Here is a 19,604-nt window from a genome sequence, read left to right as displayed (position 1 = left end):
TGACGAAAAAGCTACTCCCGCGATCGGCGTTGTCAACGCTGGCCGTGCATGGCTCTCACGCGTTGCGGGCCATCAGGCCGCCATCGACCGGGATCACCGCGCCGGTGAGGAAGGAGGCTGCCGGCAGGCACAGGCTCAGCGTCATGTGCGCGACCTCCTCGGGATCGCCATAGCGGCCGAGTGCGGTGCGGCGCTTGGCGTAGATGGTCTTATGCTCTTCGGAGATGCGATCGGTGATTGCGGTACGGATCGGGCCCGGGCAGATGCAGTTGACGGTAATGCCCTCGCGGCCAAGCTCCACCGCCAGCGAGCGGGTCAGGCTCGCCACGCCGCCCTTGGCCGCCGAATAGGGGCTATGCAGGGCGGTCGCGCCGAGCGCCTCGGTCGAGGCGATGTTGACGATGCGCGGGCTGTTTGATCTGCGCAGGTGAGGCAGCGCGGCGCGGACGATGCGCGGATGCGCCGTCAGCATCACCGCGATGCCCTTGGCCCAGGCGTCCTCGTACGCCTCGTCATCGATGGCGACGCGCACGGAGATACCGGCATTGTTGACGATGATATCGAGCCCGCCGAAATGCGCCGCGACATCATCGACCACGCGCTTGATCTCGCCGCCGTTGGCGACGTCGAGCTTCCAGGCCTTGGCCGAGCCGCCGCCCGCGGCTATCTCTTTCGCGACGGCCAGCGCGCCTGGCTCGTCATGGTCGGTCGCGGCGACGTGCGCGCCTTCGGCCGCGAACACGCGCGCGGTCGCGCGACCCATGCCGCTCGCTGCACCGGTGACGAGAACGGTGAGGCCCTGCACGGAGCGGCTGAGCTGCTTGAATTCGGACATGCTGCTTCCCCGAGTGGTTTCGTTTCTTGTTATGCGATTGACAAGGCTGGCATCGATCCGCAGACAGGTCAAACAAGCAAAACAAAAGGGGAGGACGTGATGGTGAACGAGCTGGATTTCACGGACAAGCAGGTGCTGGTCGTGGGCGGTTCCAGCGGCATCGGCAACGGCATCGCGCAGGCCTTTCGCGCCAGGGGCGCGACTGTCGCGGTCTGCGGCACGCGGGCCCAGCCTGCGGACTATTCGCCGGAGGAAGGCTCTGATCTGACGGGTCTTGCTTATGCGCAGCTCAATGTCGGCAATGCCGGCGCGATCGAGGCGTTCAAGCCGTCCTTCGATCGGCTCGACGTGCTCGTGCTCGCGCAGGGCGCGGTGCTCTATCGCCGCGGCGAATTCGAGATGAGTGGCTTTCGCAAAGTCGTAGAGATCAATCTGATGAGCCTGATGGCGTGCGCGACGCGGTTTCATTCCATGTTGCGGGATGCGAAGGGCGCGCTGATCATCGTGTCATCGACTGCGGCCTATCATTCCACCATGGGCAATCCCGCCTACAATGCGTCGAAGACCGGCGCGGTCGGATTGACGCGGACACTGGGTGAGGCCTGGGCCGAGGACGGCATCCGCGTCAACGGCATCGCGCCCGGCCTCGTCGACACCAAGATGACGAAAGTGACGACGGACAATCCCAAGCGGCTCGAAGGCGCGTTGTCGCGCATTCCCTTGCGGCGATTGGGCACGCCGGCCGATATGGCGGGCGCCGCGCTGTTCCTCGCATCGCCGCTGTCGTTCTACATCATCGGGCAGACGCTGGTCGTCGATGGCGGGCTTATTCTTTGAATCAACACAGGAAGTAGAGGGAACTGCACACCGTCTGATCGGTTACTTTGGCTGACCCCCGAGGAGGATCATCATGGACACGGATCGGATTGTTGGATCGGCCAAGGAATTCGCCGGACGCGCGGAAGGTGCGGCCGGCGACATGGCAGGCGATACGAAGACGCAGGCATCGGGCAAGGCGCGGGAGGCTGCCGGCACCGTGCAGAATCTCTACGGCCAGGCCAAGGATGCCGTGCGCGACGCCAGCGACACTGCGGCCGGTTACGCCAGGGACGCCTACGAGAACAGCGGCGAGACGTTCCGCGACGGCACGCAGGCGATTGCCCAGAAGGTGCAGGATAATCCCCTGGGCGCGCTGCTTGTCGCAGGCGGCATCGGCTTCGCACTCGCGCTTCTGATGTCGCGCCCCGCGCGTCGCCCTCCGCCGCGCTGGCGCTATTAAGGCTCAGCGAGGAGCTCAGCCTGTTTTCGTGCCCCGGACGCAATGTGGCCCAGGCGATGCGGTGCATCGTTCGGAAAGGCCGCGTTGCCGAGCCGGGGCATATTCTTTGTGGGGTGCGCATCGGCAGGGTCGCGGCCCGCGCCGCCTTCCGGACAAAAGTCCAACTACCGGATCACTTCAGCCGATCGCCCGACGTTGCCAGGGGGCCGCGGGACCGCCGGGTTTTGAGCTGGATTGCGCGGCCCTGGCGCCGGCGCCAATTGCCGGGGTGCTGGCTGCGGCGAGCCGAAGCCGAAGAAATCGCGAATTGAGGGCGTTGCCTGCGCCGGCTGCGCCGGTCCCGGCTTCTTCGGTGCGAGCTTTGGCGGCGCGATCGCGGCGGCAGCACTGGGCGTCCCCGGAGCAGCATTGCCGCCGGGCGTGGTCGCCGCCATCGGCGTGTCGCCCTTGGCCTGCTCGCGGCCGACCTCGCGGCGCGGCCAGGCATAATCGTCGGCACGGCCTGCGGGCGCGGCCAGCGGCTCGCCCTTCACCAGCGTCTTCGCGGCAAGCGCATCGACAGAGGCGGGACGCGAGCCCGGTCCGCCCAGCAATTGATCGGTCGAGATCGAGGCGGCAACCAGCGGCACGATCGGGCCCGCCAGCGGTCGCGGCGCGGGCTTGCCGGGTTCGGCACTGGTGTCGGGCGTCGCAGGCTCACTCGGCAGCGCGATCGGGCCGGAGCGCCCTGCGAGCAGGCGGGTGATCTCGCGCTCGACATAATGCGCGAGCTTGCGTGCGCCGGGCTTGGTGAAATACACGCCGTCATAGCTGCGGAGCTGACGGATCTGGCCTTCGAAGTCCGGACCTTTCTGCAGGAAGCGGCCGGCTTCGTCGACAAAACCGTCCCAGACGTCGACATAGGTGATGCCGGCTTTGGCCGCGCCCTCGCGATAGAGCGAGTCCAGGAACAGCATGTCCGCCGTTCCCTTCGGTCCGCGGATCGCGGGCAGGCCGACCCAGAGCACCGGCACGCCCTTGGCCTTGAGCACGTTGGCCAGCTCCTCGATCTTTTTGCTGTAGAGCTCGACCCAGCGGTCGTCGCGGAATTCGTAGATGCCGTTCGGGTTACGGGCGGTCTTTTCGGGCACGGTCACCGGCGCATCGGCGTTGTCGGCATCATCCTGCGGCAGGTCGGCGTCCGCGGGCTTGTCGTCCGGCTTGGCGGCAGTGTCGCCGGGCTTTGCATCGCCCGGCTTGGTATCGCCCGGCTTGGCCTGCGGTTTTGCCCGCGCGCCCTTGTCGTTCTTCTTGTCCTTGCTGTCCTTGTCGGCCGGCTTGTCGGTTTTGTCTGCGACAGGCTCGCGCATCGAGATGCGGTCGTTGAGGCCGAGCATGACGACGATGACGTCGGGTTTCTCGGTCTCGAGAATGCCCTTTGCCGCAGCCGCCCAATCGGAGGGCTCGCCCTTCGGCTGGTACTTGATCAGGCCGGACGTGGTCTTGTGCTTGCGGATCACGCCCATGTCGGGCTGTTCGAGATAGGCGTCTTCCAGGCCGTAGGCGAGCCAGTCCGCCATCGCATCGCCGATCACCAGCACGTTCTTGTCGGGGATCGTCTCGCGCTTCGCCGGCGCAGGTGCGCGCGAAAAATCCTGCCGCGGTGCTTGCTGCTGTTGCTGTTGAAATGGCGCGAAGAAGTCGCCGCCGAACCATCCGCCTCCGCCGCTGCGCGGTGGCGCCGCGCGCTGCGGCGGACCGCCGAAGCCCGGGAAGTTGAAGAACTGCGCCGAAGCGGGCCCAGCGATCAGGACCAGCATCGCAAGCGCCGTCCCCAGCGCGATCAACGGGCCGGTCTCGGTCAGCGCCTTGAACAGGGACTTGTGCTTCGACATGCGATCTCGGGCGCGTGCAACGGGGATCGGAACAGGCGCGGTATACTAACGGAATCAGGCCGCAAACGGGCAAATTCTGTTTGCAGAATCTGGTCCCATACACCGGGGATCAGTCACCTCCGTCAAGGCCGCCTGGCAAAATCCCTGTTCAGGGTTAGTTTCGGCGCGATTTTACCGTCCGCGCAGCCGTTCCAGCACGTCGGAGGAGGCAAATCCGTCCGCCGGCACCCCGATCGAGGCCTGGAAGCTGCGCAGCGCCTCCCGGGTCTGGCCGCCGAACTGGCCGTCCGGCGTGCCCTTGTAGAAGCCGCGCTGGACCAGGAGTTGCTGCAGTTCCAGCCGCTCGGTACGGGACAGCTCCCGTTCCTGCCGCGGCCAGGACTGCACGAAGGGCTGGCCGCCGCGGAGGCGGTCGGCGAAATGGCCGATCGCCAGCGCATAGGCCTCGGCCGGATTATATTTCATGATGACCCGGAAGTTCTGCAGCATCAGGAAGCCCGGGCCTTGCGCGCCGGCCGGCGCCAGCAGATAGGCTTTTTCCGCAGGATGCGGGAAGGGCTGATTGGCCGGACGCTTGAGGCCAAGCTTTTCCCATTGCGCGATCGACATCGCCTTGGCGCGGTCGGCCAGCATGTAGTTGAAGCCCTGCGGCACCACGACTTCAAAACCCCAGGTCTGGCCGGTCTGCCAGCCGTCCTTCTTCAAATTGTTCGCGGTCGAGGCGATCAGGTCGGTTGGATTGTCGACGACGTCGCGCCGTCCGTCGCCATCTCCGTCGACGGCAAAGCGCTTGAACGCGGTCGGCATGAACTGGGTCGGTCCGAACGCGCCGGCCCAGGAGCCGCGCAGCTGCTCGGGCCTGAGATCGCCGCGGTTGAGGATCTCCAGCGCGGACAGGAACTCGTCCTTGAAATAGGCCTGGCGGCGGCCGACACAGGCGAGCGTCGCGGTCGATTGCAGCACGCTGCGGTCGCCCATCTGCGTCGAGTAGTTGGACTCGATGCCCCAGATCGCGGCGATGATATAGCGATCGACGCCATAGGCCTTTTCGGTGGCGTCGAACTGCGCCTTGTATGTGGCGAGCACGTCCTTGCCCTTGGCGAGGCGGTTGTCGTTCACGAGGATGTCGAGATAGTCCCAGATCGACTTGGAAAACTCCGGCTGCGAATCCATCAGGTCCATGATGCGCAGATCGGGGGTGAGCCCTGCGGTGAAGCGCTGAAAATTCTCCTGCGTGATGCCGCGCCGTGCGGCATCGGGCCGCATCCCGGCGACGCAAGCGTCGAAATTCGCTGCCGCCTCGCGGATCGCCGCCGCGGTCATCAGCGGATGGCCGGAGGCCCCGTCCTCACCGCTCCAGGGTTGAGCTCCCGTTTGGCCGCCACCGGGCCCGGGGGCAGGCTGCGAGGGCGCCGGGTTCGAGCCCGAAAAGATGCCGCCAAACAGGTTCGACAGGCCGTTTTGCGCCTGCGCGGAAACGGGGCACAGCAACGCCGCCGCAATCATGGTTGCGCCGGTCAGCGATCCAGCCCGTTTTGCCAGTCCTGCCATCGATTGCATCATATCCCACCCGTCCGGCCGAAAATCCGCCATCAGGAGGCCTCGTTACGGTTGCCAATAGCTTAACAAAGGTGAAATTTCGGTGGCGGCCTTTTTCTCAATTCCACGGGCGGAGCCCTATATCCGCCTTTGTTAGCGGCTGCAAAACGGTTAGCAAGATGCCATTGCTTCTTTCACATGTGTCCCGAGGTATTCGATCAATCACATGAAAATCCGCAAAGCTGTATTCCCCGTCGCCGGCCTCGGCACCCGCGTCCTGCCCGCCACCAAGGCCATGCCGAAGGAAATGTTGACCATCGTCGACAAGCCGCTGATCCAGTACGTCTATGACGAGGCCAGGGAAGCCGGGATCGAGCACTTCATCTTCGTCACCGGCCGCAACAAGAATGTCATCGAAGACCATTTCGACCGGATGTTCGAGCTCGACGCGACGCTCGCCGCGCGCGGCAAGAAGGCGGAGCAGGACATTCTGGCGGAGAACCAGCCCGAAGCCGGCGCCGTCAGCTTCACCCGCCAGCAGGCGCCGCTCGGTCTCGGCCACGCGGTCTGGTGCGCGCGCGATATCGTCGGCAACGAGCCGTTCGCGGTCGTGCTGCCCGACGAGCTCGTGCTCAACACGCCGGGCTGCCTGAAGCAGATGATCGAGACGGCCGGCAAGCTTGGCGAAAAGTCCAATGTCATCGCGGTCGAGGCGGTGCCCGACCATCTCACCCATCAATACGGCATCTGCGGCGTGGGAAAACGCACCGGCAGGATGTTCGAGGTCGACGGCATGGTGGAGAAGCCGGCCAAGGGCACCGCGCCCTCCAATCTCTCGATCACCGGCCGCTACATTCTCCAGCCGGAGATCTTCAAGATCCTGGAGACCCAGGAGCGCGGCGCCGGCGGCGAGATCCAGCTTACCGATGCCATGATCGGGCTCGCGAGATCGCAGAAATTCTACGGCGTCGAATTCGAGGGCGAGCGCCACGATTGCGGCTCCAAGCCCGGCTTCCTCCGCGCCAATATCGCTTACGGCCTGAAGCGGCCCGAGCTGCGTGATGGGCTGATCGCGGAGATGAAGAAGTATCTGGGACAGTAGGACGGCTAGTCGTCCCGGCGAAGGCCGGGACCCATATCGCGTGATCCGTCGATTGCGGTTAATACTAATCCCGAACGACCAGCTTTCGCAAAAGTTCTCCCTGTGGTTATGGGTCCCGGCCTTCGCCGGGACGACACTGAGAGTGCTGCGATTGCGTCGCGCCCAATGACGGCGACAGAGCCGCCGTTCACGCCACCAGCGACAGCTTCGGCAAGCTCGCCACCACCGACTGGTTGCGGCCGCCGGCCTTGGCGGCGTAGAGCGCCTTGTCGGCAGCGGCGACCAGGATCGGCCAGTCCACGTCGGCGGTAGGAACGAGGCTGGCGACGCCGCAGGACACGGTCGATCCGGCCTGGGCGTCGGACCAGCCCTGAACCTTGCGGCGGATGGTCTCTGCGATCTTGAACGCGTCCTCCGCCGCGGTGTCCGGCAGCAGCACCGCGAATTCCTCGCCGCCATAGCGCGCGGCGCAGTCGCCGGCGCGGCGCACGGAATCGGAGATGCAGATGGCAATGCCGACCAGCACCTGATCGCCGGCCTGATGGCCGAACGTGTCGTTGTACGCCTTGAAATGATCGGCATCGATCATCAGCAGCGCGACCGGCGTATTCTGCCGCATGGCGCGCCGCCATTCGAGATCGATCGCCTGGTCGAACTTGCGGCGATTGCGCAGGCCGGTGAGCGCGTCCGTCGTCGCCATCTCCTCGAGCCTGCTTTCGGCATCGGCGCGGCGGCCGATCTCGCGGGCGAGCACCAGGGTCGATGCCAGCACGAACAGGATCAGCGCCAGCACCACGGCACCGATGCGATAAGCTTCCCTTTGCCACAGCTCGAACACGGCGCTGAGCTGCTTGCCTGCGACGACGAACATCGGACCGGAGCCGTTGCTGCGCACGTAGAGGCGCGGCGTCGCGTCCACCGGACCCTGGCCCGCGAAGGAGCCGCCAGCCTTGAGATTCTCGGGCTTCCAGTTCTGTTGGGTCCCGAGATTCTTGCCGATGATGTCGAGGTCGAACGGCCGCCGCATCATGATGGTGCGGTCGCGCTTGAGCACGGTGATGGTGTCCGCGGGATCGAGGCTCAGCCGTTCGAACAGCTCATGGAAATAGCTGAAGCGGATCGAGCCGGCGACGACGCCCATGAAGCCGCCGTCGGTGTCGCTGACGCGTCGGCTCAGCACGATCGAATAGGCGCCGCGGAACAGCATCGGGCGGCTGATGAATAGTCCGGCATCGGGGTTGTCACGATGGACCTTGAAATACTCCTCGTCGCTGCGGTTCTCCGGCTGGGCATCGAGCGTCGAGGCGTCGATCGTCAGCCGGCCGTCGGCATCGAACACCTGGATGGCGCCGAAATGCCGGGCCGTGGTCGCATGATCGAACAGGATGAGGTGACGGATCGGCTTCGAGACCGTGGCGATCTCGGGCAACAGCACGTTGCCGGCGACCGCCTTCAGGGACAGGTCGTAGATCTCGATATTGCGGCTGATGTCGGCTTCGATCGACGTGGCCAGGTTTTCCAGCGTCTGGCGGGCCAGCGCCTCCTCGCCGCGGCGCATGTCCAGCATGACGTTGACGCAAATGGCGGAAAAGCCGATCACCGTCACGACCGACGAGATGATCAGCAGCTTCGCCGAAATCCGCCACGGCCGCCGGGCCGTGACATCGCGCCATCGAGACAGCATCCTTTGCTCCCGGCCTTAGTGGATGCGCCCGAAAGCTTGCGTAGTGTTTAAGGCGGGACGGCGCTGTCGCAATGAGTTAAGAAACGGTTTCCGGGGCTAGCACTTTTCGGCAAGGTCGGGATCCCAAGGTTGGGGCCGATGAGCGATCGAGGATGACGGTGAACGACTACGACGCGTTGCGCGATTACCTGATGCGGCAGAAGCAGACGGAATTCGTGCTGAGCTACGAGCAGATCGAGGAGATCATTGGTGCGGCCCTGCCGCGCGCGGCCAATCGTGCCTCATGGTGGGACACCTCGCGCAGCCCCGACATCCAGATGCCGCAGCGCGAAGCCTGCCTCGCTGCGGGTTTCAAGGCGACGCGGATGCCGGGCGGCCAGAGCGTGCGGTTCACGAAGCAGAAGAGCGACCGGCGGCGACCCGGCTGAGCGCCACAAGCTCTTCTTCCCTTCTCCCCTTGTGAGGGCTTTGCACAATCGGCTGCACGTGATTCTTTGAATCATGGCTGATTCTAGCGAGGTGAGCCAAGCATGGTCGAGCGCAATGTCGGTCAAATGAGCTTGGCGGATGTCCTGGTTCGGGCACGCCGAGGCAGCATCCTGGATGAGGTGGAGGCTGTTGTGGATTGGGCGCCGCTGCGCTCGCTTCTTGGCAAGCGGGGTGGCGATGGTGCCGGTAACAGCAGCTATCCAGCGGAAGTCATGCTTCGCTGCTTGCTCGCCGGGATCTGGCACAATCTGTCCGATCCGGCGCTGGAAGCCGCCATTGCGGACCGGCTGTCGTTTCGTCGCTTTGTTGGTCTGAGCCTGCACGATCAGACCCCGGATCACACGACATTGTGGCGGTTTCGGCAGGAACTCGCCAAGGACGGTCTGATCGAGAAGGTGTTCGCGGAGATCAATCGGCAGTTGGAGGCCAAGAAGCTGATCCTCAAGCAGGGGACGCTGGTCGACGCCTCGTTGATCCCGGCCCGAGCCACTCCGCCCCGCAAGGCACGCAAGGATGGCGAGGATACGCCATCTGCGGATCGCGATGCACGCTGGGGCCGGAAAGGCAAAAAGAGCGTGTTCGGCTACAAGATCCACACGGGTGTGGATGCCGGTCACACCATCATTCGTCGTGTCCACATGACGGATGCCTCGATCACTGATACAGAACCGGCGGATCGTCTGTTCTGTGGTGATGAGGAAGCGGTCTATGGCGATCAGGCCTATTACACGCATGCCCGGCACGCGCGCCTGACCGAAGCCGGTATCAAGGATCGCCTGATGCGTCGTTCGAACAAGCATCATCCCGAACTGCCGCCACGACAGAAGCTGCGCAACAAGCTGATCGCGAAGATACGCTCAGCCGTGGAGCGACCGTACGCCGTGTTCAAGGAGCATTATGGTCTGCGGCGGATGCGCTTCTTCAACTTCGCGCGCAACCAGACGCACATCGTGCTGGCCTGTTGCGCCTACAATCTGCGTCGCGCGGCCGGCGCCTTGGCCGCGCAACGCCCAGAGTCCGTCTCCGTTTGAAAAAACGGAGGACAACAGGGGTGAAATGAGCAAAATGCCGCTCACTGCAGCGGGCTGACAGCAAAAAAGCCCGCGACGCACCTCAAGCGCCCGCTCGCCCCTCTGTGCAAAGCCCTCCTTGTGGGAGAAGGTGGCGCGAAGCGCCGGATGAGGGGTTGTGTCCGCAATTGAGAGATTGCGTTCTTGGAGAGAGACCCCTCACCCCCGCTCGCTTCGCGAGCGGACCCTCTCCCACAAGGGGAGAGGGAAAACAGTCAGCTCGCCGCTTCCAGCCGCACTTCCGTCAGCAGTCGCATCGCGGCGTCGGCGTCCATCGGCTCGCCGAAGGCGAAGCCCTGCGCGTATTCGCAGCCCAATTGGTAGAGCTCGACCGCGTCGGAATCGGTCTCGGCGCCTTCCGCCACCACGTCCATGCCGAGATCATGCGCAAGCGCGATGATCGACTTCAGGATCACCGGGCGCGTGCCGCGCGTGGTGGTGCGGACGAACGACTGGTCGATCTTGATGGTGTCGAACGGGAAGCGCTGCAGATAGGCCAGCGACGAATGGCCGGTGCCGAAATCGTCCAGCGACAGCCCGGTGCCGAGCTCACGGATCCGCGTCAGCATCTGCGCCGCGTGCTCGGGATTTTCCATCACCAGCGATTCCGTCAATTCCAGCTTCAGCGTGCCGCGCGCCACCGACGAGCGCGACAGCACGGTGCGGATGTCGTGAATCAAATCATGGCGCAGCAATTGCCGCGAGGAGACGTTGACGGAGGCGAAGATCGGCTCGCGCGAGCGCATCGCGCGCTGCCAGATCGAGAGCTGCTTTGCGGTCTGGTCGAGCACGAACATGCCGAGGTCGATGATCAGGCCGGTCTCTTCCGCGATGGTGATGAATTCCGAGGGGGCCATGCGCCCGAGCTTCGGGTGATCCCAGCGCACCAGTGCCTCGAAGCCCGCGACCGATCGGTCCTCGAGCCGGACGATCGGCTGGTACAGGATTGTGAGCTCCTGCCGCTCGATGGCGCGGCGCAGCTCGCTTTCCAGCGTCAGGCGGTCGGTCTTGCGGGCGCGCATCGCCGGCTTGTAGACGTCGATGCGGTCGCCGCCGATGCGCTTGGAATGGTACATCGCAAGCTCGGCGTCCTTGGTGATCTCGTCGGTGAGCTGAACCTGCGGATCGGACAAAGCGAGGCCGATCGAGGCGGTCAGGAAGATCTCGCGGTCGTTGAAGGCGATCGGCGCGCGGATGGTCTTGCGGATGGTCTCGGCGAAGGCGGTGATGCGGGCCGGGTCCTGTTCCGAGAGCAGGATCAGGCCGAACTGGTCGCCGGCGAGCCGCGCCAGCGTGTCCTGCGGCTTCAGGATACGGGTCAGCCGGCGGGCGAGCGTCAGCAGAATGGAATCCCCGACCGCGATGCCGACGGAATCGTTGACTTGCTTGAAGCGGTCGAGATCGATCACCATCAGCGTCGGCCGCAGCGTCGGCATGGTCTTGGCGAAATGCGCGACCGCACCTAACCGGTCCATGAACAGTTTGCGGTTGGGCAGGCCGGTGAGGTTGTCATGCACGGAATCGTGCAGCAGGCGCTCCTCGGCGTTGCGCAGCTCGGTGACGTCGGTGAGCGTGCCGACCACGCGCGAGACCTCGCCGTCCGAGCCGACCACGGGGCGCGCCTTCAGCGCGAACCACATGAAGTGACCGTCCGGCGTGCGCAGGCGGAAATCCTGCACCAGGCGGCCGCGGCGCTGGTCGAGCACGCTGTCGAGCGCGGCGCGGAAACGGTCCTGGTCGAGCGGGTGCAGCACTTCCAGCCACGACGCCGCCGGGCCTTCCAGCGTCCCGCGCTTGAGGCCGAGCAGGGCTTCGGTCTCGGGGCTGGTGAAAACCTTGTCGGCGGAGACGTCCCAGTCCCAGATCAGATCGCCGGAACCGGCCAGCGCCAGCGCGCGGCGCTCGATATCGGACACGATTCCGGTGGTGGCGCCGCCGCCGGCAAAAGCGTGTTGCATGACCGTGAAACCGATCAGCATGACGATCAACACCAGGCCGCCGAGCAAAGCGGGGCCGACGATGTCGTTGGTGACGGAGCCCGCGACCGCCATGCCGGCTGCGACCACCCAGACCACGAGCAGGAACCAGGTCGGGATCAGCAGCACCGCGCGGTCGAAGCCGTGGGTCGAAAGATAGACGATCAGCGCGAAGCCGGCGAACGCGATCAGCACCAGCGATATGCGCGCAATCCCGGAGGCGACGGCGGGGTCGAACAGAGCGAGCGCCACCAGCGAGCCCAGGAAGGCGAGCCAGCCCACCGTGATGTGCGAATAGCGCACATGCCAGCGGCTGAGATTGAGATAGGCAAACAGGAACACCAGCAGCGTCGCGGCCAGGATCGCTTCGCCCGCCGCGCGCCAGATGCGCTCGGCGTTGTTCGACATATCGAGCACCTTGCCCCAGAAGCCGAAATCGACGCCGATATAGACCAGCACCGCCCAAGCCAGCGCCGCCGCCGCCGGGAACATGATGCTGCCCTTCACCACGAACAGGATGGTCAGCACCAGCGCAAGCAGGCCGGAGATGCCGATCACGATGCCCTGGTACAGCGTGAAGGAATTGACCTTGTCCTTGTAGGCCTCAGGCTCCCACAGATAGAGCTGCGGCAGCTTGTCGGTGCGCAGTTCCGCGACGAAGGTGATGACGGCGCCCGGATCGAGCGTGACGCGGAAGACGTCGGCGGTCGGGCTTTCCTGCCGCTCCGGCCGGTCGCCGGTCGAGGGCGTGATGGTCGCGATGCGCGACAGCCCGAGGTCGGGCCACAACAGCCCCGAGGAGACGATGCGGTAATGCGGGGCGACGATCAGGCGGTCGAGCTGGTCGTCGGTGTTGTTGGCGAGCGCGAACACCACCCAGTTCTGGCCGCCTTCGCGGGCGCGCACCTCGATGCGGCGCACGATGCCGTCGGTCGCGGGCGCGGTGGAGACCTGGATCCGATCCGCATCGCTGCGCTGGTGCTCGAGCACGCCGGTGAGGTCGATCGCGGGCGCGTCGCCGCGGACGCTGACAGCGTCAAGCGCGCGCGCAGGTGACGCGGCGACAAGAATCATGAGGCCCAGCGCGAAGGGCGCGAGGCACCTGATCAGACCCAAGGTCAGTTCTCCGCGTTCGACGCAAACTCTGAGTGCGATGCTGGCACGTAAAGGCGATTTCAGACCGGACCAAGGTGGTTCGGTGCGTGGCGATAGATGCCACGAAAGCAAGGAGAATCAAAGGGTTTCCAGCTTGCCCTGTGGGTGGAGGCCTAGACCTCCAACACAATTTTGCCAATATGTGCGGAGGTCTCCATCCGTCGGTGCGCGTCGGATGCCTTTTCCAGCGGGAATGAGCTGTCCATCAGCGGTTTGACGCGACCTTCGCGCAAAAGCGGCATGACCTTCTGTTCGATCGCCGCGACCATCGCTGCCTTATCCGCATTAGTACGGGGGCGCAGCGTGGATCCGGTGTGGGTCAGTCGCTTCACCATCACCTTGGCGATGTTGACGGTGACCTTGGGGCCGTTGAGGGTTGCGATCTGGACGATCCGGCCATCGACCGCAGCAGCGTCATAATTGCGATCGACATACTCGCCGGCGACCATGTCGAGGATCAGATTGACACCGGCATTGCCGGTCTCCGCCTTGACCACGGCGACGAAGTCCTCGGTCTTGTAGTTGATGGCGCGATCAGCTCCCAACTTGAGACAGGCGTCGATCTTGTCCTGCGAGCCGACGGTGACGAACACCTTCGCGCCGAACGCTTTCGCGAGCTGGATCGCCATGGTGCCGATGCCGGAGGAGCCGCCATGGATCAGCAGCATCTCGCCGGCCTTGAGCCCGCCGCGCTCGAACACATTGTGCCAGACCGTCATCAGGGTTTCCGGCAGCGCACCGGCTTCCGTCATCGACAGGGACGGCGGTACGCTCATCGCTTGCGCGTCTTGGGCGATGCAGTACTGCGCATAGCCCCCGCCGGCGACGAGCGACATCACCTTGTCGCCGATCTTGTGCCGCTTGGCATTGCTGCCGACCGCCACCACTTCACCCGCGATCTCGAGCCCCGGCAGGTCGCTGGCGCCGGGCGGCGGCGGATAGGCGCCGGAGCGCTGCGCCACGTCGGGCCGGTTGACGCCGGCGGCTTGCACCTTGACCAGGATCTCGTCCGGGCCGGGCTGCGGCAGTGCCCGTTGTTCCGGCACCAGCACCTCCGGTCCGCCGGGCTTGGAAATGGCGACCACGGTCATTTGCGCGGGCAGCTTGTCCATGATGTGTCCTTGAGCAAAGGTGCGGGATGCAACGAGGCCATTGCTTAGCCAGCGCGGTCCGAGCTGGCAACCGCCTCAGCCGTGGACCACCCGCGAACGCAGGAGGAACGATATGGCGACCGAAGACGACGACCGCCGGCGCAAGAAGGTCAACCACGAGATCGGACAGGATCTCTCACTGTTGTCGCTCGAGGAACTGACCGAGCGCGGCGCGCTGCTCAAGAGCGAGATCGCGAGACTGGAGGAAGCAGCCGCCAAGAAGCGCGCCTCGCGCGATGCGGCCAACAGCGTGTTCAAGTCTTAGTGAGACAAAACAGGCGTCGTCCCGGATCTGCGCTGAGGCTTGTCCGGGACGACAGCGAAAGGTGTTGCGCTAGCCTCTGTTCCGCCACCCGCTCGGCCACTGGCCGACATGGCTAACGAACCCTCAAATAATTCGCTCGTTTACTCGACATTAAGCTTTCGGGTTTATGACTGGAACGTCCTCGTTTGGACACCGAGTGGCTCCTGTCCACTCTGTTTGACGCCTCCCTGTTATCAACTTTCAAAGCCGCCGGTTTTCCGGCGGCTCTTTTTTGTGTCTCATTCCGGTTGAATTTCGAGCAAAGACCCGCGGAAACCATATCCGCGCTTGTCGCTGGACTCCCGCTCCCGCCCGCGCAATGATTTGTTCATCATAAGCCGGCGCCAAAGCCGGGCAGGTAAACAGTTGCGTAAGGGGCGTTAACCATGGAACGTTTGCAGGCCGAGGGCGCTCTCGTTCAACTCAGCGAGCGGTTCACCAATTCTGCGGCCTTCGGCGTCCTGTTCCGCGAGGGCATGGACCTCGTCGAGGAAACCGCCGCCTATCTCGACGGCGCCGGCCGCACTGAGGCCAAAGCGCTCGATCGCGCCGTCAGCCTCACCTACGCCACCGAGAGCATGCGTCTCACCACCCGCCTGATGCAGCTCGCCTCATGGCTGCTGCTGCATCGCGCGGTCAAGGAAGGCGAGATGACGCTGGGCCAGGCCAATCGCGAGAAGACCAAGGTCAAGCTTTCGGCCGCCGATCCCGGTGCCGCGGACACCATCGAGAAGCTGCCGTCGCAGTTGCAGGACCTGATCCATCGCTCGATGAGCCTTCAGACCCGCGTGCGCCGCCTCGACACCACCATCCACACCCCACCGGCCGAGCAGCCGATGATCGGCAATCCGCTGGTGCCGCACCTCAACGCGCTGAAGGCCGCGTTCGAGCGGTAAGCGCCAACCCCCGCATTGCGAGCGAGGCGAAGCAATCCAGAAGGTCTCCACAGAGGCAGTCTGGATTGCTTCGTCGCAAGTGCTCCTCGCAATGACGAGAGCCCCCAAAACAAAAACGCCCCCGGCTTCCCGGGGGCGTTTTTCGTATCCCGCCGTGCGGCCGGATCAATCCTTTTTGAGGAAGCCCGAAAACTTCTTCTGGAAGCGCGAGACGCGGCCGCCGCGATCCATCAGCTGGGCGTTGCCGCCGGTCCAGGCCGGGTGCGACTTCGGGTCGATGTCGAGGTTCAGCGTGTCGCCTTCCTTGCCCCAGGTGGAGCGGGTCAGGTACTCGGTTCCGTCGGTCATCACGACCTTAATCGTATGATAATTCGGATGAATCTCGGCTTTCATGGCAATTCCTAGGGCGACGGCGCCGCTCGCTTGAGTGATGATCGATGACGGATTTGGCGGCTCTATACCCCAGAGACCCCCCAAAGACAAGCTGGCCGCCCCTAAAACAAGCCATTGTGGGACAAGGAGAACCGGGCGGTCACCTAAGGGATATCCCGGATTTGCCACTCCCCCTGTGGCGGCCTATGTGGAGCACACTTGTCCCTTAGGTCCGATCTCATGAGCGCAGTCGAACGGCTTGACGACCAGTACCGCGACGAGGGCCTCCAAATGTCCGGCGAGGCTCCGTCCATCGAAGCCGATCTGATCGAGCAGCCGGCGAAGGGCCGCGCCAAGCTCCGCCCGCTGCTGGCGCTCGCGCCCTATGTGGCCCGCTATCGCGGCCGGGCGGCGCTCGCCTTCGTGGCGCTGACCGTTGCCGCCCTGACCACGCTGCTGGTGCCGGTCGCGGTACGCCGGATGATCGATTTCGGCCTGACGCCGGAAGGCATCGCGCTGATCAACAGCTACTTCTCGGTGATGATCGCGGTCGTCGGCGTGCTCGCGCTCGCGAGTGCATCGCGCTACTACCTCGTGATGACGATCGGCGAGCGCATCGTCGCGGATTTGCGGCGCGATGTCTTCGCCCATCTGCTGTCGCTGTCGCCGGCCTTCTTCGATTCCGCGCGCAGCGGCGAACTCGTGTCGCGGCTCACCGCCGACACCACCCAGATCAAATCCGCGGTCGGCGCCTCGGTCTCGATCGCGCTGCGCAATGTCATGATGTTTTTTGGCGCGGCGGCGATGATGGTGATCACCAGCCCGCGCCTCTCCGGCTTCGTGCTGCTCGCGATTCCGCTGATCGTGCTGCCGCTGGTCGCCTTCGGCCGCTGGGTGCGGCGGCTGTCGCGCAATGCGCAGGACACGCTCGCCGAGGCCTCGGCCTATGCCGGCGAACTGGTCGGCGCGATCCGCACCGTGCAGGCCTATACCAGCGAAGGGCTGGCCGCGAAGCGCTTTGGCGGCGAGGTCGAGCAGGCCTACGAGGCGGCGCGCACCTCGACCCAGGCGCGGTCGGTGCTCACCGCCATCATCATCTTCATCGTGTTCGCAAGCGTCGTCGCAATCCTCTGGATCGGCTCGCATGACGTGCTCACCGGCGCCATCACCCCGGGCCGCCTCGGCCAGTTCGTGCTCTATGCGGCGTTCGCCGCCGCGGGTCTCGGCCAGCTCAGCGAAGTCTGGGGCGAGGTCTCGGCCGCCTCGGGCGCCGCCGAGCGCCTGTTCGAGATTTTGCATGTGCAGCCCGACATCGCTGCGCCGGCCGTGCCGCGCGCGCTGCCGGTGCCGGCGCGCGGCGAGGTCGGTTTCGACCGCGTCAGCTTCGCCTATCCAACCCGGCCCGACGTCAACGTGCTCGATGCCGTCTCGTTCAGCGTGCGTCCCGGCGAGAAGGTGGCGATCGTCGGCCCGTCGGGCGCCGGCAAGAGCACGATCTTTCATCTGCTGCTGCGCTTCTACGATCCGCGGGGCGGCGCTATCTCGCTCGACGGCGTGCCGGTCAGGTCGGCCGATCCGCGCGAGTTCCGCGCCCGCATCGCGCTGGTGCCGCAGGAATCGACCGTGTTCGCCGCGAGCGCCCGCGAGAACATCCGCTTCGGCCGGCCCGATGCGACCGACGCCGAGGTCGAGCGTGCCGCCGAGCTGGCGCACGCCACCGAGTTCATCCGCCGCATGCCCGAAGGTTTCGAGACCCCGCTCGGCGAGCGCGGCGTGACGCTGTCCGGCGGCCAGCGCCAGCGCATCGCGATTGCCCGCGCGATCCTGCGCGATGCGCCGCTGTTGCTGCTCGACGAAGCGACCTCCGCACTCGACGCCGAAAGCGAGACGCTGGTGCAGACCGCGCTGGAAGAGCTGATGCGCCATCGCACTACGCTGGTGATCGCGCATCGCCTGGCAACCGTGCTGTCCTGCGATCGCATCCTGGTGATGGACCAGGGCAGGATCGTCGAGCAGGGCACGCATGCCGAGCTGGTCGCGGTGAACGGGCTTTATGCGAGGCTGGCGAGGCTGCAGTTCGAGGGGGCGTGAGGCGCCGCCTCATCCGCGATTAGCGGCACTTCGGCGAGAGCGCCGGGACGTTCGCCCACGGCCAGTTCTTCCAGCTGCCGTCCTCATCGACGCACGGGGCAACGCTGCTCGCCGGATGAGGCGCACTTGCTGTCCTCGGCGGCGCGGCGAAGTGCTGGTCGACATAGGTCGTCGACAGATATCCGGCGACAATGACGCCCAGCAACACCGAAGACCCCTTGGCCAGATCGCTCAGCTTCATCGGTCGTCTCCATCTGCTTGCCATCCGCCACGAATAGCAAAGATCGTGGCATCTCTCAGTGACAGACGTCACGGCCGCCAAATCATCTTCAACACCGGCCGCCCTGAGGTCGGATTCACATCGTCGCCGGCCTGCGCAAAGCCGTTGCGCTCGTAGAAGCGGATGGCGCGGGCGTTGTCCTTGTTGACCAGCAGCGTGACGCCTGACGGTGACAGGCGCTTGGCTTCCTCGACCAGCAGCCTTGCCGCGTCGGAGCCCCAATGATTGGGGTCGACCACCAGCTGGTCGAGATAGCCATCGCCGTCGATCGTGACGAAGCCGGTCAGCGCGCCGTCCTGCTCGCTCACGACGATCGAGGCCTTCGGCACCAGATCCTTGCGCCAGCGCTCGCGCCACCAGTCCAGCCGCGCGGCGAAGTCGATCTGCGGATAGGCCTGCTGCCAGGTGCGATGCCAGAGCTCGATCGCCTCCGCTTCGTCCGCGTCGCGATAGGGGCGGAGCTGGAGCGCGCTCACTACCGCTCCGTCAGCTTCAGCTCGATGCGACGGTTGCGCTTGTAGGCCTCTTCGGTGTTGCCGGGATCGAGCGGCTGGAATTCGCCGAAGCCGGCGGCGACCAGGCGCTGGGCCGGCACGCCGAGCGAGATCAGATATTGCACCACCGAGATCGCGCGCGCCGCGGACAGGTCCCAGTTCGACTTGAAGTTCGGGCCATTGACCGGGCGCACGTCGGTGTGGCCGTCGACGCGGAGCACCCAGGCGATCTCCGGCGGGATTTTCTTGTCGAGCTCGATCAGCGCGTTCGCCACGGTGTCGAGCTCGGCGCGGCCCTCAGGCAGGAGCGTGGCCTGCCCGGTATCGAAGAACACTTCGGACTGGAACACAAAGCGGTCGCCGACCACCCGGATATCCGGCCGGTTGCCGAGAATGGCGCGGAGCCGGCCGAAGAATTCGGAGCGGTAACGCGACAATTCCTGCACACGCTGCGCCAGCGCGACGTTGAGGCGAGAGCCCAGATCGGCAATTCGATTCTGCGATTCCTTGTCGCGCTTCTCGCTGGCGTCGAGCGCTTCTTCCAGCGCCGCCAATTGCCGGCGCAGCGCACTGATCTGCTGGTTCAGCACCTCGATCTGCGCCAGCGCCCGCGCCGAAACCGCCTTCTCCGAGTCCAGCGCCTTGCCGAGCTCGGCGGTCTTGCCTTGCGCGTCGTTGCCGGCATTGGCGAGGCCCTCATAGAGACCCTTCATGCGGTCGCGCTCGGATTCGGCCGAGGCGAGCCCGGCTTTCAGCTGCGAGACCTGATCGTCGAGCGAGAGCTTGCCGAGCTTCTCCAGCGAGAGCAATTCGTTGAGCTGCGCGATCTTGGCGTTGAGCTGCTCCAGCGCCTTGTCCTTGCCGGTGACCTCCTGCGACAGGAAGAACTGCACGACCAAAAACACCGAGAGCAGGAACACGATCGACAGCACCAGCGTCGACAGCGCGTCGACGAATCCGGGCCAGTAGTTGAAGGCGCCTTCGCTGCGCCGGCCGCGGGCTAAAGCCATGAT

Annotated in this window: 18 protein-coding genes; 8 read left to right on the top strand and 10 right to left on the bottom strand. The window is 65.1% G+C overall.

All coding sequences use genetic code 11. The features are described 5' to 3' along the window. Positions 1-55 precede the first annotated feature (55 nt). Positions 56-835: an SDR family NAD(P)-dependent oxidoreductase gene (locus AB8Z38_RS18745; protein WP_369726447.1), complete on the bottom strand. Its 780-nt coding sequence runs from the start codon at positions 833-835 to the stop codon at positions 56-58. Between the two features lie 99 nt (positions 836-934). Here AB8Z38_RS18745 and AB8Z38_RS18740 point away from each other — a divergent pair, with 99 nt between their 5' ends. Together AB8Z38_RS18740 and AB8Z38_RS18735 are read left to right on the top strand one after the other, a co-directional pair. Beyond that, entirely contained in the window at positions 935-1,672 is a 738-nt protein-coding gene (locus AB8Z38_RS18740; protein WP_369726446.1) for an SDR family NAD(P)-dependent oxidoreductase, read from the top strand. A gap of 73 nt (positions 1,673-1,745) precedes the next feature. Further along, complete coding sequence (locus tag AB8Z38_RS18735) at positions 1,746-2,114, top strand: CsbD family protein (protein WP_369726445.1); 369 nt, start codon at positions 1,746-1,748, stop codon at positions 2,112-2,114. Positions 2,115-2,278: 164 nt separating this feature from the next. Here AB8Z38_RS18735 and AB8Z38_RS18730 read toward each other — a convergent pair whose 3' ends face one another. Next, positions 2,279-3,988 carry a DUF459 domain-containing protein gene (locus AB8Z38_RS18730; RefSeq protein WP_369726444.1) on the bottom strand — a complete coding sequence of 570 codons (1,710 nt, stop codon included), beginning with the start codon at positions 3,986-3,988 and terminating at the stop codon, positions 2,279-2,281. 171 nt (positions 3,989-4,159) lie between these two features. After that, positions 4,160-5,551, bottom strand: a complete 1,392-nt coding sequence (locus AB8Z38_RS18725) for a lytic murein transglycosylase (protein ID WP_369726538.1) — start codon at positions 5,549-5,551, stop codon at positions 4,160-4,162. Positions 5,552-5,753: 202 nt separating this feature from the next. On the opposite strand from AB8Z38_RS18725, the gene AB8Z38_RS18720 reads away from it, so the two are divergent. Then, the gene (locus AB8Z38_RS18720) at positions 5,754-6,629 is read left to right on the top strand and encodes a UTP--glucose-1-phosphate uridylyltransferase (RefSeq protein WP_369726443.1); all 876 of its coding nucleotides are present in this window, start codon (positions 5,754-5,756) and stop codon (positions 6,627-6,629) included. A gap of 187 nt (positions 6,630-6,816) precedes the next feature. Here AB8Z38_RS18720 and AB8Z38_RS18715 read toward each other — a convergent pair whose 3' ends face one another. Then, positions 6,817-8,313, bottom strand: coding sequence for a diguanylate cyclase (locus AB8Z38_RS18715; RefSeq protein ID WP_369726442.1), 1,497 nt, complete (start codon positions 8,311-8,313; stop codon positions 6,817-6,819). 158 nt (positions 8,314-8,471) lie between these two features. Between AB8Z38_RS18715 and AB8Z38_RS18710 the strand changes: the two genes are divergently transcribed. Together AB8Z38_RS18710 and AB8Z38_RS18705 are read left to right on the top strand one after the other, a co-directional pair. Beyond that, on the top strand, positions 8,472-8,741 hold the full coding sequence (locus AB8Z38_RS18710; RefSeq protein ID WP_369726537.1) for a hypothetical protein: 270 nt from the start codon (positions 8,472-8,474) through the stop codon (positions 8,739-8,741). 102 nt (positions 8,742-8,843) lie between these two features. After that, positions 8,844-9,833 (top strand): IS5 family transposase, encoded by a 990-nt coding sequence (locus AB8Z38_RS18705; RefSeq protein WP_369720878.1) that lies wholly within the window; start codon positions 8,844-8,846, stop codon positions 9,831-9,833. Positions 9,834-10,087: 254 nt separating this feature from the next. On the opposite strand, the gene AB8Z38_RS18700 is transcribed toward AB8Z38_RS18705, so the two are convergent. Beyond that, positions 10,088-12,964, bottom strand: a complete 2,877-nt coding sequence (locus AB8Z38_RS18700) for an EAL domain-containing protein (protein WP_369726441.1) — start codon at positions 12,962-12,964, stop codon at positions 10,088-10,090. Between the two features lie 152 nt (positions 12,965-13,116). Further along, positions 13,117-14,115 carry an NAD(P)H-quinone oxidoreductase gene (locus AB8Z38_RS18695; protein WP_369726440.1) on the bottom strand — a complete coding sequence of 333 codons (999 nt, stop codon included), beginning with the start codon at positions 14,113-14,115 and terminating at the stop codon, positions 13,117-13,119. A gap of 112 nt (positions 14,116-14,227) precedes the next feature. On the opposite strand from AB8Z38_RS18695, the gene AB8Z38_RS18690 reads away from it, so the two are divergent. After that, on the top strand, positions 14,228-14,419 hold the full coding sequence (locus tag AB8Z38_RS18690) for a DUF1192 domain-containing protein (RefSeq protein ID WP_369726439.1): 192 nt from the start codon (positions 14,228-14,230) through the stop codon (positions 14,417-14,419). A 425-nt stretch (positions 14,420-14,844) separates the two neighbouring features. Then, positions 14,845-15,354: a DUF1465 family protein gene (locus tag AB8Z38_RS18685; protein ID WP_369726438.1), complete on the top strand. Its 510-nt coding sequence runs from the start codon at positions 14,845-14,847 to the stop codon at positions 15,352-15,354. Positions 15,355-15,519: 165 nt separating this feature from the next. On the opposite strand, the gene rpmE is transcribed toward AB8Z38_RS18685, so the two are convergent. After that, positions 15,520-15,747 carry a 50S ribosomal protein L31 gene (rpmE, locus tag AB8Z38_RS18680; protein ID WP_007599895.1) on the bottom strand — a complete coding sequence of 76 codons (228 nt, stop codon included), beginning with the start codon at positions 15,745-15,747 and terminating at the stop codon, positions 15,520-15,522. Positions 15,748-15,966: 219 nt separating this feature from the next. On the opposite strand from rpmE, the gene AB8Z38_RS18675 reads away from it, so the two are divergent. Next, positions 15,967-17,817, top strand: a complete 1,851-nt coding sequence (locus AB8Z38_RS18675; RefSeq protein WP_369726437.1) for an ABC transporter ATP-binding protein/permease — start codon at positions 15,967-15,969, stop codon at positions 17,815-17,817. A 19-nt stretch (positions 17,818-17,836) separates the two neighbouring features. Here the strand turns inward: AB8Z38_RS18675 and AB8Z38_RS18670 are convergent, their stop codons facing one another. The 3 genes from AB8Z38_RS18670 to AB8Z38_RS18660 form a co-directional block, all read right to left on the bottom strand. Next, entirely contained in the window at positions 17,837-18,058 is a 222-nt protein-coding gene (locus AB8Z38_RS18670; RefSeq protein ID WP_369726436.1) for a hypothetical protein, read from the bottom strand. Positions 18,059-18,126: 68 nt separating this feature from the next. Continuing rightward, the gene (locus AB8Z38_RS18665) at positions 18,127-18,573 is read right to left on the bottom strand and encodes a GNAT family N-acetyltransferase (protein ID WP_369726435.1); all 447 of its coding nucleotides are present in this window, start codon (positions 18,571-18,573) and stop codon (positions 18,127-18,129) included. Then, positions 18,573-19,601 (bottom strand): peptidoglycan -binding protein, encoded by a 1,029-nt coding sequence (locus tag AB8Z38_RS18660; RefSeq protein ID WP_369726434.1) that lies wholly within the window; start codon positions 19,599-19,601, stop codon positions 18,573-18,575. Before AB8Z38_RS18660 ends, AB8Z38_RS18665 begins: the two co-directional genes overlap by 1 nt. Positions 19,602-19,604 lie beyond the last annotated feature (3 nt).

The sequence above is a fragment of the Bradyrhizobium sp. LLZ17 genome (genome assembly GCF_041200145.1).
GTDB lineage: Bacteria > Pseudomonadota > Alphaproteobacteria > Rhizobiales > Xanthobacteraceae > Bradyrhizobium.
The sequence above is the reverse complement of the archived record's forward strand: the minus strand, read 5'-3'. Positions and strand labels throughout refer to the sequence as shown.

Excerpts from the sequence above, each read along its gene's own strand:
- AB8Z38_RS18745 (WP_369726447.1), bottom strand. The coding sequence starts at position 835 with ATGTCCGAATTCAAGCAGCTCAGCCGCTCCGTGCAGGGCCTCACCGTT.
- AB8Z38_RS18740 (WP_369726446.1), top strand. The coding sequence starts at position 935 with ATGGTGAACGAGCTGGATTTCACGGACAAGCAGGTGCTGGTCGTGGGC.
- AB8Z38_RS18735 (WP_369726445.1), top strand. The coding sequence starts at position 1,746 with ATGGACACGGATCGGATTGTTGGATCGGCCAAGGAATTCGCCGGACGC.
- AB8Z38_RS18730 (WP_369726444.1), bottom strand. The coding sequence starts at position 3,988 with ATGTCGAAGCACAAGTCCCTGTTCAAGGCGCTGACCGAGACCGGCCCG.
- AB8Z38_RS18725 (WP_369726538.1), bottom strand. The coding sequence starts at position 5,551 with ATGATGCAATCGATGGCAGGACTGGCAAAACGGGCTGGATCGCTGACC.
- AB8Z38_RS18720 (WP_369726443.1), top strand. The coding sequence starts at position 5,754 with ATGAAAATCCGCAAAGCTGTATTCCCCGTCGCCGGCCTCGGCACCCGC.
- AB8Z38_RS18715 (WP_369726442.1), bottom strand. The coding sequence starts at position 8,313 with ATGCTGTCTCGATGGCGCGATGTCACGGCCCGGCGGCCGTGGCGGATT.
- AB8Z38_RS18705 (WP_369720878.1), top strand. The coding sequence starts at position 8,844 with ATGGTCGAGCGCAATGTCGGTCAAATGAGCTTGGCGGATGTCCTGGTT.
- AB8Z38_RS18695 (WP_369726440.1), bottom strand. The coding sequence starts at position 14,115 with ATGGACAAGCTGCCCGCGCAAATGACCGTGGTCGCCATTTCCAAGCCC.
- AB8Z38_RS18690 (WP_369726439.1), top strand. The coding sequence starts at position 14,228 with ATGGCGACCGAAGACGACGACCGCCGGCGCAAGAAGGTCAACCACGAG.
- AB8Z38_RS18685 (WP_369726438.1), top strand. The coding sequence starts at position 14,845 with ATGGAACGTTTGCAGGCCGAGGGCGCTCTCGTTCAACTCAGCGAGCGG.
- rpmE (WP_007599895.1), bottom strand. The coding sequence starts at position 15,747 with ATGAAAGCCGAGATTCATCCGAATTATCATACGATTAAGGTCGTGATG.
- AB8Z38_RS18675 (WP_369726437.1), top strand. The coding sequence starts at position 15,967 with ATGAGCGCAGTCGAACGGCTTGACGACCAGTACCGCGACGAGGGCCTC.
- AB8Z38_RS18670 (WP_369726436.1), bottom strand. The coding sequence starts at position 18,058 with ATGAAGCTGAGCGATCTGGCCAAGGGGTCTTCGGTGTTGCTGGGCGTC.
- AB8Z38_RS18660 (WP_369726434.1), bottom strand. The coding sequence starts at position 19,601 with ATGGCTTTAGCCCGCGGCCGGCGCAGCGAAGGCGCCTTCAACTACTGG.